The organism is Pseudoblastomonas marina (assembly GCF_034374265.1).
Taxonomy (GTDB): domain Bacteria; phylum Pseudomonadota; class Alphaproteobacteria; order Sphingomonadales; family Sphingomonadaceae; genus Alteriqipengyuania_A; species Alteriqipengyuania_A marina.
In genome coordinates this window covers 133,977-152,212 of record NZ_CP139718.1, presented here as the reverse complement: position 1 = coordinate 152,212, position 18,236 = coordinate 133,977, and the positions used below count along the sequence as shown (strand labels likewise).

At 64.3% G+C, this 18,236-nt stretch carries 14 protein-coding genes; 8 read left to right on the top strand and 6 right to left on the bottom strand.

What is annotated here, in order from left to right:
- Positions 1-2: 2 nt before the first annotated feature.
- Complete coding sequence (locus T8S45_RS00710; RefSeq protein WP_188641204.1) at positions 3-647, bottom strand: histidine phosphotransferase family protein; 645 nt, start codon at positions 645-647, stop codon at positions 3-5.
- A gap of 102 nt (positions 648-749) precedes the next feature.
- On the opposite strand from T8S45_RS00710, the gene T8S45_RS00705 reads away from it, so the two are divergent.
- Entirely contained in the window at positions 750-1,706 is a 957-nt protein-coding gene (locus T8S45_RS00705) for an RluA family pseudouridine synthase (RefSeq protein ID WP_188641203.1), read from the top strand.
- A 140-nt stretch (positions 1,707-1,846) separates the two neighbouring features.
- Complete coding sequence (rpoH, locus tag T8S45_RS00700) at positions 1,847-2,737, top strand: RNA polymerase sigma factor RpoH (protein ID WP_188641202.1); 891 nt, start codon at positions 1,847-1,849, stop codon at positions 2,735-2,737.
- A 166-nt stretch (positions 2,738-2,903) separates the two neighbouring features.
- Here rpoH and T8S45_RS00695 read toward each other — a convergent pair whose 3' ends face one another.
- On the bottom strand, positions 2,904-5,573 hold the full coding sequence (locus tag T8S45_RS00695) for a TonB-dependent receptor (protein WP_322294294.1): 2,670 nt from the start codon (positions 5,571-5,573) through the stop codon (positions 2,904-2,906).
- 361 nt (positions 5,574-5,934) lie between these two features.
- Between T8S45_RS00695 and mtgA the strand changes: the two genes are divergently transcribed.
- Entirely contained in the window at positions 5,935-6,603 is a 669-nt protein-coding gene (mtgA, locus tag T8S45_RS00690; protein WP_322294293.1) for a monofunctional biosynthetic peptidoglycan transglycosylase, read from the top strand.
- On the opposite strand, the gene T8S45_RS00685 is transcribed toward mtgA, so the two are convergent.
- The gene (locus T8S45_RS00685) at positions 6,600-7,706 is read right to left on the bottom strand and encodes an alkaline phosphatase D family protein (RefSeq protein WP_322294292.1); all 1,107 of its coding nucleotides are present in this window, start codon (positions 7,704-7,706) and stop codon (positions 6,600-6,602) included. The two genes, mtgA and T8S45_RS00685, sit on opposite strands and share 4 nt — an antisense overlap.
- Positions 7,707-7,708: 2 nt before the next feature.
- A complete protein-coding gene (locus T8S45_RS00680; RefSeq protein WP_322294291.1) occupies positions 7,709-11,155 on the bottom strand; it encodes a TonB-dependent receptor in 3,447 nt (1,148 codons plus the stop codon).
- Positions 11,156-11,566: 411 nt separating this feature from the next.
- On the opposite strand from T8S45_RS00680, the gene T8S45_RS00675 reads away from it, so the two are divergent.
- The 3 genes from T8S45_RS00675 (at position 11,567) to T8S45_RS00665 (ending at position 13,535) form a co-directional block, all read left to right on the top strand.
- Positions 11,567-12,136, top strand: coding sequence for a sigma-70 family RNA polymerase sigma factor (locus T8S45_RS00675; RefSeq protein WP_188641197.1), 570 nt, complete (start codon positions 11,567-11,569; stop codon positions 12,134-12,136).
- Positions 12,133-12,873: an anti-sigma factor gene (locus T8S45_RS00670; protein WP_188641196.1), complete on the top strand. Its 741-nt coding sequence runs from the start codon at positions 12,133-12,135 to the stop codon at positions 12,871-12,873. The genes T8S45_RS00675 and T8S45_RS00670 overlap by 4 nt, the downstream gene beginning before the upstream one ends.
- 89 nt (positions 12,874-12,962) lie before the next feature.
- Positions 12,963-13,535, top strand: coding sequence for a fasciclin domain-containing protein (locus T8S45_RS00665; RefSeq protein WP_322294290.1), 573 nt, complete (start codon positions 12,963-12,965; stop codon positions 13,533-13,535).
- A gap of 113 nt (positions 13,536-13,648) precedes the next feature.
- Here the strand turns inward: T8S45_RS00665 and clpX are convergent, their stop codons facing one another.
- Together clpX and T8S45_RS00655 are read right to left on the bottom strand one after the other, a co-directional pair.
- Positions 13,649-14,905, bottom strand: a complete 1,257-nt coding sequence (gene clpX / locus T8S45_RS00660; protein WP_322294289.1) for an ATP-dependent Clp protease ATP-binding subunit ClpX — start codon at positions 14,903-14,905, stop codon at positions 13,649-13,651.
- Between the two features lie 176 nt (positions 14,906-15,081).
- Entirely contained in the window at positions 15,082-15,774 is a 693-nt protein-coding gene (locus T8S45_RS00655; RefSeq protein ID WP_188641193.1) for an ATP-dependent Clp protease proteolytic subunit, read from the bottom strand.
- 109 nt (positions 15,775-15,883) lie between these two features.
- On the opposite strand from T8S45_RS00655, the gene T8S45_RS00650 reads away from it, so the two are divergent.
- Together T8S45_RS00650 and T8S45_RS00645 are read left to right on the top strand one after the other, a co-directional pair.
- The gene (locus T8S45_RS00650; protein WP_322294288.1) at positions 15,884-17,455 is read left to right on the top strand and encodes an amidase; all 1,572 of its coding nucleotides are present in this window, start codon (positions 15,884-15,886) and stop codon (positions 17,453-17,455) included.
- A 131-nt stretch (positions 17,456-17,586) separates the two neighbouring features.
- Positions 17,587-18,219 carry a hypothetical protein gene (locus T8S45_RS00645; RefSeq protein WP_322294287.1) on the top strand — a complete coding sequence of 211 codons (633 nt, stop codon included), beginning with the start codon at positions 17,587-17,589 and terminating at the stop codon, positions 18,217-18,219.
- The last annotated feature ends 17 nt before the right edge of the window (positions 18,220-18,236 follow it).

Below are 18,236 nucleotides of genomic sequence, written 5' to 3'. Positions count from 1 at the left end.
GATCACGCCTCGCGGACGATCGCGCCGAGGATCAAGGCATTGTCCTGCAGCTGGTACTGGATTCCGCCGCCATGCTGGGCCGCGAGTCCGTGGATCATCGCGGCGGGCGCGGTGCGCGGGGTGATCGCATCGACCGGCAATTCGCCCTGCAGCGCGCGGCCGATCTCCTCGTCGAACGCGATGCGCGTTCCTTCGGCGCGGATCGCGATCTCGGTCGTCTCCCCGTTCTGCTCCGCCCCGATATCGAGCGAACCGCCGCGCACCAGCGCGTCGATCGCGATATGCGAGAGGTTGAGCAGGCATTTGACCGCGGGCTTGGGGAGCGAGGCGCTCTGCACCTGCCAGTTGAGTTCAACGCGGCCATTATCCTCGGCCAGCGCCTGAATCAGCGCGGCGGGCTCCTCGGACGGGATCTGGTAGTCGAACCCGCCGGCCGAGCCATAGGCGAGGCGGAAGAACTTGAGCTTGCCGGTGCTGATCCGCGCGCTCTGTTCGAGCAGTTCGACGCAGCGGTCACGCATTTCCGGATCGTCCTCGCTCGACAGCAATTCGAGGCCGTTGCTGAGCGCGCCGACCGGGCTGAGCAGGTCGTGACAGAGGCGGGAACAAAGCAGGCTGGCGAGATCGATACGGGTATAATCAGTCATGTAGGCGAAGCGTCCGATGTGAGATGGGTCGCGGGGTGCGCGGCAAGGTTTACGCGGCTTTAGCGTTGGCCTGCGCGATTGGAAAGCATAGGGCATCGAACCGTGGACAATGCACGCATCCTGACAGGAACGCTTCCCCCGGAGGTCGCGCGGCTCGACAAGGCGCTGGCCGAGGCGTCGGGGCTGTCGCGCGGGCGTATCCAGGCGCTGATCGCCGAGGGCCGGGTGCAGGTCGCGGGAGCACTGGTGACCAGCGCCTCAGCGAGGACCGGGGCCAATGCGAGCTACATAATCGACGTACCGCCCGCCGCACCGGCAGAAGCGCAGCCGCAGGACATCCCACTCGACGTGGTGTTCGAGGACGAACACCTGATCGTCGTCAACAAGCCCGCCGGGCTCGTCGTCCACCCGGCGGCGGGCAATCGCGACGGCACGCTCGTCAACGCGCTGCTGCATCATTGTGCGGGGCAGTTGTCGGGTATCGGCGGGGTCGCACGCCCGGGGATCGTCCACCGGATCGACAAGGACACCAGCGGCTTGCTGGTGGTCGCCAAGACCGATTCCGCGCATGAAGGCCTCGCCACGCAATTCGCCGACCATTCGATCGACCGCGCCTATATCGCTTTCGCCGGCGGCAAGCCGAAACCCGCTTCGGGAACGGTGGCCGGGCGGATCGGACGCTCGGACCGCAACCGCAAGAAGATGGCGGTGCTGCCCGACGGTACGACGCGCGGGAAGCACGCGGTAACGCATTATTCGACCACCGCGACCTACCCGCATTGCAGCGAGATCGAGTGCCGGCTCGAGACCGGGCGCACCCACCAGGTCCGCGTTCACTGCGCGTCAATCGGTCATGCGCTATTGGGGGATCCACTCTACGGAAGGGCTCCGGCCCCGCTTCGCCCGATTCTCAACCGGCTCGGCTTCCAGCGCCAGGCGCTCCACGCCGCCGAACTCGGTTTCGCCCACCCGGCAACAGGCGAACGCGTGGTTTTCCGCGCCGATCTGCCCCGCGACATGCGGGAACTTATCGACGAAATAGCCCGTTTTGATCGATGAAACCATTGGCGGTTTCGTAACGAATCCGTCTATAACGATAGGTCCTGCGACCGCAGACGATCGGATGCCCATCAGGGGTCCGGCGAAGTCGGTCGGCAAACGAAAGGTTTAGGGAAACAGTGACGACCAAGACGAAAGGTATGAGCGTTCCTGCGTTGAACGGGGAACAGAGCCTCAACCGCTATCTCACCGAAATCAAGAAATACCCGATCCTCACGCAAGAGCAGGAATACATGCTCGCCAAGCGTTACGAGGAGCACGAGGACACCGAGGCGGCGGCCCAGCTCGTCACCTCGCACCTGCGCCTCGTGGCGAAGATCGCGATGGGCTATCGCGGCTACGGCCTGCCCGTCAGCGACCTCATTTCCGAAGGCAATGTCGGCCTCATGCAGGGCGTCAAGAAGTTTGAGGCCGATCGCGGCTTCCGGCTCGCGACCTATGCGATGTGGTGGATCAAGGCCTCGATCCAGGAATTCATCCTGCGCAGCTGGAGCCTCGTGAAGATGGGCACCACCGCGGCGCAGAAGAAGCTGTTCTTCAACCTCCGCCGGATGAAGAAGAACCTCGACGCCTACGAGGACGGCGACCTTCACCCCGACGACGTCAAGCAGATCGCGACCGATCTCGGCGTTCCCGAGCAGGAAGTGGTCAACATGAACCGCCGCATGATGCGCGGCGGCGACGGTTCATTGAACGTGCCGATGCGCAATGGCGAGGAAGGCTCGGGCGAATGGCTCGACTGGCTGACCGACGATCGCCCGCTGCAGGACCAGACCGTCGAGGAAGCGCAGGAACTCGACGTGCGGCGCGAGATGATGGCCGAAGCGATGGGCGACCTCAATGAGCGCGAGCAGCACATCCTGACCGAGCGCCGACTGACCGAGAACCCGCAGACGCTGGAGGAACTCTCCAAGGTCTACGACGTCAGCCGTGAACGCATCCGCCAGATCGAGGTGCGCGCATTCGAGAAACTGCAGAAGGCGATGAAGAACCTCGCAGAAACGCGCTACACCGCGCTGCCCGCGGCCTGACCCGCCCCACCTGACAACGATACCGCCGCGAACCTCCCCGGTTCGCGGCGGTTTCTTAATGCCGCAATAAAAAAAGGCGAGCCGCGCGATGGCGGCTCGCCTGCCAGTCTGACGAATCGCCCCCTCCCCGCCGGGCATCTCCTATCGGCGGGAGGGGTTGTTGTTATCAGAACCCGAAGGTCACCGTGCCCGAGATCGTGCGCGGGGCGCCGATCTGGGCAAAGGGTGGCGCGCTCGGATTGCCGCCGAACTGGCCCGCACCGATCACGTTGCCCTGGTTCAGGCCGCTGGTGAAGTTGCCGACATACAGCTCGTCGAACAGGTTGTAGACGTTGAACTGGATGAAGGTCCGGTCGTTCAGGCCGATCGCCTCGAGCCTCAGCCGGGCATCGAGATTGACCAGCCAGTACGCCGGCGTCTGCGCATCGTAGATTTCGTAGGGTGCAGCCGCCGTGCCGCCGTAGACCGGCAGGTTGGTGTCGTAGATGAAACGACCGCCGGTGCGCTTCGCGGTGAGCCCGATCTCGAACGGGCCGAACAGGCCACGGGCCTGTGCGCCATAGGTATATTCGGGCGCACCACCTTCACGGTTGCCGGCGGTGGCGACGAAAATTCCCTGACCGATGCTGGCGCACCCGAACGTGCCTCCGGTGACCTGCGCGGCGGTACAGGCACCCGACTGTACGTCGTCCTTGATCTCCGACTTGAGGTAGGAACCGAAGGCATAGAGCGCGAGCTGCGAGACCGGCTGCCACGCGACCGAGCCGTCGATCCCGTATTTCTCGACCTTGCCAAGGTTGCGATAGACCGAACGTTCGAGGATCGGATCGTAGGCCGAGGCGAGGCGGTCCTCGTAATTGGTGAACCAGCCGGTCACCTGCGCCTGGATGTTGCGATCGCGGAAGCGGATACCGAGATCGAAATTGTCGGTGCGTTCGGGGTTCGGGCGCGCCTGCGGCGTGTCGGGGGCGAAGAAGAACGCGTTGTAGAGCGCGTCGGTACCCGGGACCTGCAGGCCCTTCGAATAGTTCGCGAAGACCGAGAACGGATTGTCGAAGGAGTAGACGAAACCGACATTGGGCAGGATCTCGTCATATTTCAGCATGCGTTGCTGCGGGCCCTGGACCGTCGGATTGAACCCGGCATAGGTCGCGTTGCGCGGATCGCCTTCGCCGAAGCAGTCGACGAAACCGCTATCGCTCGTGGTAAAGCAGTAATTGTTGAGATCGCGGGTGAAGAACGGCGCACGCACACCGGCGGTGACGTCCAGCCGCTCGTCGAAGAAGGATCCGCGATATTCGCCCGAGACCTGGTTGAGGATCGCATAGGACAGGCGGTCGCGCTTTTGCAGCACCGCGCCGGTGACGTCCGCCAGCGGATCGTTGATCGGGAAGACGTCGAGCGGCTCCCCGCTGACAGAGAGATCGCCGACTTCGCCGGTCTGACGATGCCGCGCGCGATCGTAGGTATAGGCGACACGGAAGGTGTGCGCGTCCGAGATGTCCCAGATCAGGTTGGCGATGACGCCGTAGCGATTGGTCTGGGTCTGGCTCGGCGCGAGCAACGTGACTTCGTCGAGCAGGTCGCCGTCGCCGTTGAGGTCACGGCCGAAATAGGGCCGGCCGCCGAGATAGCCCGGGGTGCAGGCGACGTTGGTGCCGGTTGTGACGGTCGTGCAATTCGCCGCGCCGCCCGCCGGGTTGATGTCGAGGCCGCGTTCACGCGCGCCGACCGTACCGCCACCATTGGCCTTCACGTACTGGTAGCTGGGGTCGACGGTCAGGCGGATCGAATCGGTGACCGTGAACAGCGAGGCCCCGCGGATATTGCCGGTGTTCGACGGGTTGTAGCGCCGGTCGAATTCGGTGCCGCAGCTGTTCGGCGTGTCGGCGACCCCGGTGCGCGCGACCTGGTTGGTCGTGCAAGGATAGTTGATGTCGTAACTCGCTTCGTCGCGAGTCAGCGGGAAACGATTGCCGCTGCCGGCACCGACCACGCGGGGCGCGGTGTTCGTGGCGCTCTGCGTCAGATCGGTGCGCAGCGGGACCGAGCCGAAGAAGTTGTTGCGGTTTTGGTTGTAGTGACCGGCGATCGAGATGAAGTCGTTGCCATTGCCCAGCGGCTGGTAAATCCGGGCATTGTACTGCTGCTTGTCGATTTTGCCGTAATTGTTGATCGGGTTGCGGTTCGAGGCGGTGCTCGCCGCAAAGAACGCGCGCGTGCCGAGCGGCGTGAATTCACCGGTATCGACCATGCCGAAAATGCGGAAGAAATCGAATTCGCCCGCCGAACCCGACAGGCGCACCCCGAACTCTTCTCCCGGCACGCGGGTGCGATAGTTGACGGTTGAACCCGTCGCGGCGGCGGTGGGACTATCGACGTCGGTCGTACCGAGGTTGACGTTGACCTGCTCGATCAGTTCTGGATCGAGCTGCTGGTTCGAATAGATCTGGTAATTGCCCGAATCGTTCAGCGGCACGCCGTCGAAGGTCAGACTGATACGGTCCTGCGAGAAGCCGCGGATATAGAGCTGCCCGCCGGCCGAGCCGTAGGCATCGTTATTGGTGAAGCTGACACCCGGGACAACGTTGATCGAATCGAGCACGGTCTGGCCGGGAGCGTTCTTCGAGAGCTGTTCCTGCGTGAGCACCTGCTTGGCCTTCGAGGTATCGGGCACGACGATGCCTTCGACGCCCCGATCTTCGCGCGAACCAGTGATGACGACGGTGGTTTCGGCCTTTTCCTCGACCTCGGTGGAGCCGGTGGACTGGGCGAAAGCGACGGAAGGAGTAGCGAGCGCGACGACGGCGCACCCGGCCAGGTAGGCGATTTTCATGGCAAGTGATCCCATGGGCACGCGATGGGGCGTGCGTTGAAATTGCACGAAAGGCGACTCGCAACATTCGCGAACCGCCCTTCGACCGCCCAAGTACTCACAATTCCTTCGCGAGGAAATACGGTTCTATTTGCACTCTATCTCCACGTTACACTTTCATTGCGAAGCCACATATCGACGATTATCCGAAATGACGGATTTCATGGAGCTATTTGCTTCACTATTACTTTAGTTAATTATCGAAGGTTAGCAGCATTTCGTTCGTCGCAATCGACTATTTCTTCCCATGTGCAGCCATTTTGCAACGTGCCCGCGCGGCTCCGTTGGCAAATTGACGAGCGCCCGTTAGAGCAGGTCCACCATGCTTCGGGTCGCCAAGTTCTTCGCCTCGCTCATCCTCGGCTTCGTCGCGCTCAGCATCGCGCTCGTGCTGCTGTTTGCAGTGGTGCCCCCGCCCGTCACCGCCACGATGGTGATGGATGAAAACGGCATCACCAAGGACTGGACCCCGTTGTCGCGGATCGATCGCGACATGGTCGACGCGGTGATCGCGGCCGAGGACGGCAAGTTCTGCTCGCATGACGGGTTCGATCGCGAGGCGATCGAGGAGGCCTATCGCCGCAACCAGCAGGGTGGGAGGATCCGCGGCGGTTCGACCATCAGCCAGCAAACCGCCAAGAACGTGTTCCTGTGGCAGGGGGGCGGTTACGCGCGCAAAGGGCTCGAGGCCTGGTTCACGCTGCTGATCGAGAATATCTGGGGCAAGCGGCGCATCATGGAAGTCTATCTCAACGTCGCCGAGACCGGGATCGGGACCTACGGCGTCGAGGCCGGGGCCTATCGCTATTTCGGCAAGCCTGCGGCGCAATTGAGCGAGAGCGAGGCCGCGCGCATGGCCGCTGCCCTGCCCCAGCCCAAGAAGCGTTCGGTCAAGAACCCGTCGGGATGGCTACGCCGCCACGGCAATAGCGTGGCGGCGCGCATCGGCGTGGTGCGCAGGGATGCGCTCGACGCCTGTATCTACGACTAGAAGCGAGCAGTCCGCTTTTCGAACGTCACGCCCTTGTCGCTGAGCAGGTCGAAAGTGACCTGGCGCTTCGCCCAGTCGATATCGACGACCCCGAAATTCTCCTCGCTCACCATCGGCGTGACGCGCCGGGGATCGGGCTCGCGCGTGCTCGCATCGGGGCTGACGAAGGCGAGGTTGAGCGAGGACGAGGTGAATTCCCACACCTCCTCGCCCAGTTCGGCCGGCGTGTCCTTGTAGATCGCGCCCTGGTGCCGGTCGCCCGACAGCAGCACGATCCCACCGCCATTGCGCGCGCCGAGCATGCGCAGCAGTTTGGCCCGCTCGAGCGGCAGGCGCGACCAGCTTTCCCAGCGATGCGCCTCGGTCAGCACTTGAACCGACGACACCACGACGCGCAGGTCGGCCGGTTCGGCCAGTTCGTCCTGCAGCCACTGCCACTGGGCGGCACCGAGCATCGAAGCCCCGGGATCGGTGTTCGGTTCGTACTTGCCGAGATTCTCGACGAACTCGCCCGCGACCAGATCGTCGCGGAAGTAGCGGGTGTCGAGCATGATGAACTGGACCCGCTTGCCGGCGGGGCCGACCGTGACCGAGTGGTAGATGCCCGGGCGCGAGCGCACGTCAGCCGGCGAACCCCAGAAGGTCTCGAACAGCTGTTCCGACAGGCGCTTGTATTCGAAGTCGCCGCCCGAGTCGTTGGGGCCGTAGTCGTGGTCGTCCCACGTCACGAGCCACGGCACCTGCCGCCGCAGCGCGTTGAAGCCGGGGTCGGCGGCCTGGGTGCGGTAGCTCTGGCGGAAGGTCGACAGCTGCGCGTCGCCCGGCCAGTCGCTGTCGCCATAGACATTGTCGCCGATCATCATGAACAGCTGCGGATCGGTACCCGCGATCGTCGACCAGATGTCCTGCGACGCGGTTTCCTTGTTGCAGCTGCCGAAGGCGAAGCGGGTGATGACGGTGTCTTCCCCCAGCTCCGCATCGTCGACCGCGACGGTGAGCGGTTCGTTCGCCCAGTCGATTTCCTGCAGGCCCGAAACGCAAGCGGCCGCCCCCGAGAGGGCGGCCGCCGCGATGATCGAACGTGCGATCATAAGGTTGCGCATGATCAGAACTCGTACCGCGCGCCGACCTGGATCTTCCAGGCCGAGGCCGAGGTGGCGATGTTGTAGTAATCGTCCTGGTTGGCGTAGTCCGCCGCCCGGACCGGGCCGATCACGTAGCGACCCTGCGAATCGTAACCCGCATTCGCCACGCCGACATCGCCGGTGAAGCGACGGATGTTCGCGCCACCGTCGATCAGGTTCAGGAAATTGTCGAAGTCGACGAACAGCTCGATCTCGTCTTCGACGACACCGAACAGGCTGCCCGGACCCGGGATTTCCTGGCTGAAGCGCAGGTCGAGGTCGTACGACCACGGATTGCGGCAGGTGTTGCGCTCGATCGACTGACCGGGCGTGAACTCGCAATCTTCCAGCGTGCTGACGTAGTCGAGGACCGCCTGCGCATTGGCCTGGCTGGCCGGCGCGACGTTCGGATCGTTGGGGCCCGACGGGACGTAGAGCAGCGCGTTGAAGCTGCCCGACGAGCTGTCGTTGAAGACACCGCCGTTCGAGAACACGAGGCTGTACGGGCGACCTTCGCTGGCGCGGAAGAACACGCCCAGACGGGTGTCGAACTCACCGAAGAACTGCTCGCGGAAGCTCGTCGCCACGACGAAGTTGTGACGGGTCTCGTAGTTCGAGGTCGACACTGCCGGGTTCTGGCGATCGAACGCCGCAGTCACGTCGTAGGACGAGGTCGCGGTCGACGAGCCGACGTTGCGATTGTTCTTCGAGTCGATGAACGTGTAGCCCGCGCGGAACGCGATACCGCCGCCATCGGTGAAGATGCCGCGATCGAACCGCTTGGTCAGCAGGAACGAGGCGACATGGCTGTCGTAACCCGGGCCGTTGGTGAGCTGGATCTCGTCGTCGCGACCGGTCGCGAAGCACGGAGCGGTCACCCCGGTATAGACCGGGGGCGTGCCGCCGGTGCCCTGAAGTACGGCGTTACAGCCCGCATTGCTCGGGTCGATGGCGTCGTAGATCGGACGACCGTCGACCATGAAGCCGCCATTGCCCTGCGACGGGTTCGGCGTCTGCGACAGGTCGACGAAGTTCAGCGTGTTGTTGAACCGGCTGTAGATGTAGTCGAGGTTCACCTGCCAGTCGCTGAAGAAGCCGGTTTCGGTGAAGTTGAGGTCGGTCTGAATTCCGATATTCGCACGCGTCACGGTGGGCACGTCGAAATTCGGATCGGTCGACTGCGTGTCGGCGAGGCCGGCCGCGGCCGAGGCCGAGCCCGAGTCGGTCACGCACTGCGGGAAGCCCGTGAACGAGCCGTTCTGCACGACGTCGGTCGGCGTGGTGGCACAGAACACCGAGGTCCCGAGCGCGCTCGAGTAACCGTTGTTCGAGAACGCGTTCGAGTAATAGACCACCGGGTCACCGCCCGAGAACACTCCGACGCCGCCCGTGACGCGGGTATCCGCGAGCATGCCGTCGTTGAAGAACTCGTAGGTGAAACCGAGGCGCGGCAGGACCACCGGGTCGATCTGGCCGAAGCCGTTCGCATTGGTGAAGCCGTAGCGATTGAAGAAGTTCGGGTTCGCCCGCGGCGCATCGCCGGAGAAGAACTGGAGACGCACGCCGCCGATGAGGCTCAGCTGGTCGGTCGCCTGCCATTCGTCCTGCGCGTACACCGAATAGATGTTGCGGGTGAAGGTGGCCGCAGCTTCGTTGATGTCGCCGGTCGGCGTGGCGTTGATGTCTGCGCCGTAGGCGGTGCCTTCGAAGATTTCCTGATTGCTCGGGAAGAAGTCGAAGCCGTTGCTCAGGATGCCGTCCTCGAAATCGTCGAGGTTGGCGAAGTACAGCGTGCCCGTCGCGTTGATAGCGAACAGGTTGTAGACTTCGAGCGAGTTCATTTCGGCACCGATCTTGACCTGGTGGTCGTCGAGATCGAGCTTGCCGAGCAGCTTGGCCTGGAAAACTTCGTTGGTCAGCGCGTTGGCCGAACGGAAGATGCCGGGGCCGGTGGAAAGCGCGCCGTAATCGTAAACCGGGTTGTTGGCGCTATCGAACACGAGGTTGCCGTTCGAATCGACACGCTGCTGGCGGGTACCGACCTGCAGGCGGACGGTCGGATTTTCCGACTGGGCTTCGCCGAAGCCGAACGGGCCCTGGACGTCGTTCACGTCCGACAGCGACATGCGCAGTTCGGTGCTGAAGCGGTCGCTCCAGTCCGAATAGACGCGAGCCGAGTAGTAGTTCGAGACCGTGCCCTCTTCCTCGAAGGAGTTCAGGCCGCCGAGCTGGCCGCCGCCGAAATCGGGTTCGACATTGCTTTCCTCGAGACGCTGGTAGCTGAGTTCGAGACGGTGATCGTCCGACAGCAGCCAGTCGATGCGACCGAAGTAACGCTCGTTCGATTCGGGCAGGGTGCGCGGGTAGCCGCCGATATCCTGGCCGTAGACGTCGCGCGCGATCTGCGCGAAGCGATCGAAGTCGGACTGCGTGATCGCGTTAACTTCATTGGCGAAGCCGCCGCCGCGCGGACCTTCGTCATTGGCGTCGCCGAGGTCGGTCTGCTCGTAGCCGAACTGGAAGAAGAGGCGATCGGGAATGATCGGACCGCCGAGCGTCGCGCCCCAGCGCTTCTCGCTGCCCGAGCTGAGCGGACGGCCGTTGAGATCGTCGGCCAGCATGCTGTCGTCGTAATAGGTGTAGAAGGCCGAGCCGTGGAACTCGTTGGTGCCCGACTTGGTCACGACGTTGACGAGACAGCCGGTGAAGTCCGAATATTCGACGTCGAACGGCGCGAATTCGACCGAGGTCTCGCGCACCACGTCATAGGGAAGCGGCAGCGAGTTGCGCGCGGCGAAGGGCGTGCCGTTGAGGCCAAACACGTCGGCCTGGACGATGCCGTCGACGGTGAAGGTGTTGGTGCGATCGTTGCCACCGAGGCAGGAGATGCGATCGACTTCATTGTCGCGCTCGAGGCTGACACGCGGGTCGAGGCGGATGATGTCGCGGACGTCGCGGCTGATCGACGGGAAGGACTCGATCGTCGCTTCGCCGAAGGCGGAAGACGGACCGACCGCGAGCTGGGTCAGGTTCACGCGGCTCGCGCTCACGACGATGGTGTTCGCGGCGGTCGCGCCGACCTGTTCGGCCAGTTCGAAGCTAAGGGAGGTGTTGCCCTGGATAGTGATGAACACGCCCTCGACGGTCTGGCCTTCGAAGCCCGGTGCGGTCGCAGTGATCGTGTACGGACCGCCGGCGGTCAGCGATTCGGCGCGGAAGCGACCGTCATTGCCGGTGGTCGAGGTCTGCGTGCGGCCGGTGCGCGTGTCGCGGATGACCACGGTCGCGCCGGGGATCGCGACGCCGTCGGCGCCTTCGACCGTACCTTCGATACCCGAAGTGATCTGCTGCGCGGCGGCCGGCGCTGCGGCCAGCGTGGCGATGCCGATGCTGGCGACGCTCGCGGCGAGGAAATGTTTGAGATGCATGAGTTTTAACCCCGTCTTGATGCTCCGAAACCGGGACGGTTCGGAAAAATTGCGATCCTGAAAACGTGTCGATCCCGCACCGGCAATGATTCGTCCCAAGACCGGTACAATGTTCTCTTTAGTGAACACGACGGGTTCCGAAAACACCCCCGGGATGACGGTTTCATGACAAGTGTCCGACGAATGTGCACGGTTCGGAGCGCCGTGAAATTTTCTGCGCGCCACTCGCCTTCTGGCCTTCGGAAATTTCATCTCCACAATTGTTAGCGAACAGTTCGGAGACACGTCCTTTTAACACTGGTGTAAATTATGCTGCATTGCGGCATTTTTGCCACGCTACCCGCCCGGCGGCTGTTCGATCGTTCCATCGCGTCATTGACCTCGTGCCTGGTTCGCGACATCCCTCCAGTAATGGCACAGGCGAGCGAACATGCCCGGAAACGTCTCAAGTCGTTGATGAAGCGTCTTGGCGCGGGAGATCGCGCCGCCTTTCCCGAAGTCTACGAAGCCACCAAGGTGAAGCTATTCGGCATATGCCTCCGTATCTTGCGGGACCGAAGCGAAGCGGAAGATGCCTTGCAGGACGTATACGCCACACTTTTGAAGAGCGCGGATCGCTACGATCCCGAGCGGGCGAGCCCAATCAGCTGGCTCGCCACGCTCGCGCGCAACCGCGCGATCGATCGGGCGCGCAAGGGCGGCGTCCGTGCCAATGCCGCGCCGATCGGGGAAGCCGACATGCTCCCCGACGGCGTCCCGCTCGCCGACGAACAATTGATAGATGGCGAGCGCGATGCGCGCGTACATGGCTGCATCGAAACGCTGTCGGAAAACCAGCGCCGCCCGATCCGCGATGCTTTCTTCGGGGGGCGCACCTATGACGAGATCGCGCGAGCGGAAAACGTCCCCCCGGGGACGATGAGGAGCCGGATCCGCCGCGGGTTGATGCGCCTGCGCGATTGCATGGAGGATGGCGAATGAGCGAGATTCACCGCCTCGACGACGACAGCGACATGTTCGCCGCCGAATACGCGCTCGGCCTGCTGGGAGCGGAGGAAACGCTCGCCGCGCGGTCGCGGGTCGCCCGTGATGCGGTTTTCGCCGAACGGGTCGAGTGGTGGAACGCACGCCTCGCGCCGCTGCTCGACGAGCTCGGCGGCGTCGAGCCGGGCGAGGACCTGACCGCGCGCATCCTCGCCTTCGCTAGGGTGGAAGGCGGTACGCCCGCCTCGGCCGAGATCGTCCGGCTCCGCACCCGCGAACGGCGCTGGCGCTGGACCGCGGGGCTGACCTCGGCTGCCGCTGCGCTTGCGCTCGCCTTCCTCGCCACCACCCGCCTCGCCCCGCCCCCGGTCGATCCCGATCCGCCCGTGCAGGCCGGGGCGCCGCTGATGGCCTCGCTGCCGATCGGGGAGACCCAGCTGCGGCTTGGCGTGACCTACCTGCCCGGCAGCAGCGACCTGATCCTCGCGGCCGACGGGCTTACCGCGGACGGCGTGCACGATCACGAATTGTGGCTCGTTCCCCCCGAAGGCGAGTTGCAGTCGCTCGGCGTGGTCGCGCCGGGACAGCGGATGCGCGTGACCCTGTCTCCCGACATCGCGCGCAATATCGCCGACGGTTCGCAATTGCTGCTGACCCGCGAGCCGCTCGGCGGCAAGCCGGCCGAGGCCGACGCCGGACCGGTGGTCGCGAGCGGCGAATTCGCCGCCACCTGATTTTTTTCCGGACGCCGACGCATAAGTCGCGCGACCGGTCGCGTAGCTCCTCCCGCAGGACGGGAAACTTGCAATCCAAGGAGTTACCGATGCCCAAGTTGAACAAGCTGAAGGCCGTCTCGCTTTGCGCGATCGCCGCGACCACCGGCGTGGCCCTCGCCGGTGCGACCCCCGGCATGGCCTACGACCATCACAAGGAAGCCGCCGCCGCGAGCCAGCCGACCATCGTCGAAGCCGCGATGGGGACCGGCATGCACGAGACGCTGGTCGCCGCGGTCAAGGCCGCGGGCCTGGTCGAAACCCTCTCGAGCGAAGGGCCGTTCACGATCTTCGCCCCGACCGATGCCGCTTTCGCCAAGCTGCCCGACGGCACCGTCGCCACGCTGGTGAAGCCCGAAAACAAGGCCACGCTGACCAGCATCCTGACCTATCACGCGGTCGCCGGTGAAGTGACCAGTGCCGACCTGGTCGCGCTGATCGAACGCAATGGCGGTAGCGCGACGATCAACACGATTGCGGGCGGAAAGCTCACCGCGCGCCTTGCTGGCGACACCATCGCGATCACCGACGCGGCGGGTCGCACCAGCACGGTCACCAAGGCCGATGTCGACGTCTCGAACGGCGTGATCCACGTCACCGACGGCGTCTTTCTTCCGGGCTGATCCCCCTGGCCCGGCGCCTGCGCGGCGCCTAGCTCCTCCGGGAGTCGCGCAGCAAAAACCCCGCCCGACTCGGCGTCGGGCGGGGTCATTTGTTTCGGTTGCTGGGAAAGCGCCTAGGCCGCCTCTTCCTTGCCCTTGACCACCTTGACCGGGTCCTTGCGACCTTCGACCACGTCCTTGTCGATTACCACTTCGCCGACATTGTCGTCGCTCGGCAGGTCGAACATCGTGTCGAGCAGGATCGCCTCGACGATCGAGCGAAGGCCGCGCGCGCCGGTCTTCCGTTCGATCGCCTTCTGGGCGATCGCCTCGAGCGCGTCGTCGGTGAAGGTGAGCTCGGTATCCTCGAGCTCGAACAGCTTGCCGTACTGCTTGACCAGCGCGTTCTTCGGCTCCTTGAGGATCGTGACCAGTGCATCGACATCTAGGTCGTGCAGCGTCGCGATCACCGGCAGGCGGCCGACGAATTCGGGGATCAGGCCGAACTTCAGGAGGTCTTCCGGCTCGGTCTTGCCGAGCAGTTCGCCGATGCGGCGCTTGTCCGGATCGGCGACATGCGCGCCGAAACCGATCGAACGCTTCTGCAGGCGGTCCGAGATGATCTTGTCCAGCCCCGCGAACGCACCGCCGCAGATGAACAGGATGTTGGTCGTGTCGACCTGGAGGAATTCCTGCTGCGGGTGCTTGCGTCCGCCCTGCGGGGGAACGCTGGCAGTGGTGCCTTCCATCAGCTTGAGCAGCGCCTGCTGGACGCCCTCGCCCGAAACGTCGCGGGTGATCGAGGGGTTTTCCGCCTTGCGCGTGATCTTGTCGATCTCGTCGATATAGACGATCCCGTGCTGGGCCTTCTCGACATTGTAGTCGGAGGCCTGGAGCAGCTTCAAAATGATGTTCTCGACGTCCTCGCCCACGTAACCGGCTTCGGTCAGCGTGGTCGCGTCGGCCATGGTGAAGGGCACGTCGAAGGTGCGCGCCAGCGTCTGCGCCAGCAACGTCTTGCCGCAGCCGGTCGGGCCGACGAGCAGGATGTTCGACTTGGCGAGTTCGACGTCGCCAGCCTTGCCGCCGTGCTTCAGGCGCTTGTAGTGATTGTGCACCGCGACCGAGAGCACGCGTTTCGCGCGGTCCTGCCCGATCACGTAATCGTTCAGCGTCTCGAAGATCTCGATTGGGGCGGGAACGCCGCCTTCCTTCTTGCCGGTGAGCCCGGCCTTGGTTTCCTCGCGGATGATGTCGTTGCACAGCTCGACGCACTCGTCGCAGATGAACACCGTCGGACCAGCGATGAGCTTCTTCACCTCATGCTGGGACTTCCCGCAGAAACTGCAGTAGAGGGTCGATTTGCTATCGGTTCCGCTCAATTTGGTCATATCCTGTCACGTCCCTCGACCGCGCCGGGCAGCGGCGCGGAACGAAAGGAATTAGGGCGCAATGGCCCGATTATCAATGCTTCGCCCCCCTTATAGGGGCAAAAGCCTTGCCATTCGATGAAGCGGGGCAACACTCTTTTGCGCGAGGCGGCCCGGCAGCTGCGACGCGTCGAGCGTCAGTCCTTCTTGTCCTTGTCGTCGCCGTCTTCGCTTTCCGGACGGGTCTCGAAGACCTTGTCGACGATCCCGAACTTCATCGCTTCGTCGGCTTCGAGGAAGGTGTCGCGATCCATCGCCTTCTCGATGTCCTCGAGGCTCTGGCCGGTATACTTGACGTAGAGTTCGTTCATCCGGGTGCGGATCCGGAGGATTTCGCGCGCCTGGATCTCGATGTCCGAGGCCATCCCGCGCGCGCCGCCCGAGGGCTGGTGGACCATGATCCGCGCATTCGGGAGCGCGATGCGCATGCCCGGCTCGCCCGCCGCCAGCAGGAAACTGCCCATCGAGGCGGCCTGGCCGACGCAGACGGTCGAGACGCGCGGCTTGATGTATTGCATCGTGTCGTGGATCCCCATCCCGGCCGTCACCACCCCGCCGGGCGAGTTGATGTACATGCTGATCGGCTTGGAGGGGTTCTCGCTTTCGAGAAACAGCAGCTGCGCGATGATCAGCGAGGCCATGCCGTCTTCCACCTGGCCGGTGACGAACACGATGCGTTCGCGCAGCAGGCGGCTGAAGATGTCGAAGCTGCGCTCGCCGCGACTGGTCTGTTCGACCACCACCGGGACCAGCGCGCCGGTCAGCGGATCGCGGGTGAACTGGCCCTGCGTGCCGTGGGTTTCGCCGAGTGCGCCGGAAAGATCGATCATGGGTGGTCCTTGTCAAAAAACGTTGCGGGCTATGTCGTCGCTCGACGCCGAGAGTTCAAGGGCGTTTACCTGCGTTGACACAGGCGCGGCAAAGCGGGACGGTGCGGACATGAGCAAAACCGCCCTAGGCCTGGCACTCGCCGCCCTCGCCCTCCCCGCCGCCGGCAATGCGCAGGACCGCGCCCTACCCGACACGCAGATCGACCGGGTGCCGGCGGAACAGGCCGAGACCCCGCCTTCCCCGCGCCAGCCCGGCGTGCCGGCTTGGGCGGATTTCGCCGCGCGCAACATCGCCGCTATCGAGCGCTACGACGATTCCGGACCACAACTCAATGCGGTGATCGTCTACGATCCCGATGCCGCGACGAAGGCCGCGCCGCTGTCGGACGACGGCTCGCTGCTCGGTGGGCGCACCGTGCTGATCAAGGACAATATCGAGACCCGCGAATGGCCCACCACCGCCGGAAGCCTCGCGCTGGCGCGCAACGCGACCGGACGCGACGCGCCGCTGGTGGCCAGTCTCCGCGCCCATGGCGGGGTCGTGCTGGGCAAGACCAACCTGTCCGAATGGGCCAATATCCGCGACCGCGATTCGACCAGCGGGTGGAGCGCGGTGGGCGGGCTCGTGCGCAATCCCTTCGCGGTGGATCGCAATGCCTGTGGCTCGTCCTCGGGCAGCGGCGCTGCAGTGGCGGCGGGCTTCGCCTGGGGCGCGATCGGGACAGAAACCAACGGATCGATCACCTGCCCCGCCAGCATCAACGGCGTGGTCGGCTTCAAGCCCAGTGTCGGCCTCGTCAGCCGCACCCACGTGGTGCCGATCTCTTCCACGCAGGACACCGCGGGGCCGATGACGCGCCGCGTTTGGGATGCCGCGTTGCTGCTGGGCGCAATTGTGGGCGCGGACCCGGCTGACCCGGCGACGCTCGATGTGCCCAATCGCCGCGTCGACTACACCCAGGGCCTGTCGCGCGATTCGCTTCAGGGCGTCCGAATCGGCGTGATGCGCAACCAGATCGGCGATCGCGCCGACGTCGAGACGGTGTTCGGTACCGCGCTCGAGGATCTCGAGCGCGCGGGCGCGGTGCTGGTCGATATCGAGTTCCAACCCAACGGCGAGATGTATCGTGACAGCTTCACCGTGCTGATGTTCGAGCTGCGCGAGCAGATGGGCAAATATCTTGCATCCCTGCCGGGCGAGAACCTGCCGCGCAGCCTCGCCGACCTGATCGCCTTCAACGAACTCAATGCGGGGACCGAGCTCCGCTGGTTCGGGCAGGACCTGTTCGAACTCGCCGAGCGCACGACCGATCTCGAGGCCTACGAGAAGGCGCGCGAAAATGCCGTGCGGATCGCGGGGAAGGAAACCATCGACGCCCTGCTTGCCGAACATGACGTCCGGTTCCTGGTTGCGCCCACCCGTGGCCCGGCGTGGATGAGCGACCTCGTTCTGGGCGACAATTTCAACGGCAGCATCGGTTTCGGCGCCCCTGCGGCGATCGCCGGCTATCCCCACCTCACCGTGCCGATGGGGCATGTCGAGGGCTTGCCCGTCGGGCTTTCGATCATCGGCGCGCAATGGGCCGATCACGACGTGCTCAACGCCGGTTACGCTTACGAACAGGCGCGCACCGCCGAGCTTGCCGAACCCACCTTCGAGCGCTGGGCACCGGCCGAATAGGCCCGCCCCTGCCGGAAGAAACCTCCGATCCGGATCTGTCTCCGCGCCATTAGCATGTCGCCGCGGGTAGGCTCCCCTTCGCCCGATCGAACGGCGGTCGGGCCAGGCAAGGCCGCATAGGGGGAAGTAACATGCCGGACAAACCAACACCGACGCCGAGCGAGGGCGCGGACGACGGGCGCGAGCTGGACGCATTCATGAGCGCGGTGATCTCGTTTGCTTCGAATATCGGCAAGGCTGCGACCAAGGCGGGCGGCGACGGCGACGAAAGCGTCGTGATCGGCCACAATGCCATGCTCGTGGAGCGCAATTTCGCGAAGGTCCGAGGTTTCACGAAGGAAAATTTCAGCCGCCTCAACGCGCAGGACCGAGTCGTCCTGAACGAATTTCTCGCGATGACCGATGCGACAGAGATGGCGCGATCGGGCGAGAAGCTCGCGGTCCAGCAGCTTCGCTCGGGCCGCGTCGGCAAGGGCATCCTCACCTGGATTTCCAAGTACCTTACCGAGATCAAGAAGCTGATCGGATGGATCCTCGGCCTGTTCAACGGCGGGAAGCCTCCGAAATGGTGGACCAAGATCGAGCAGCTGATCGACGAGCTCTGGAACATGCTGGTCGAGCTGCTGGGGATGATCTTCGGCTTCGATGCCTCGGCGCTGGCGCGCGAGCTGTCGCAGGGCGAGGTCAACTACCTCAACGAACAGGTCGCGGTCGCGCGGCTGCAGAACGAATACGACCGGGCCGGCAAGTCCGACGAGGATTGATCGGGACATGAAAACGG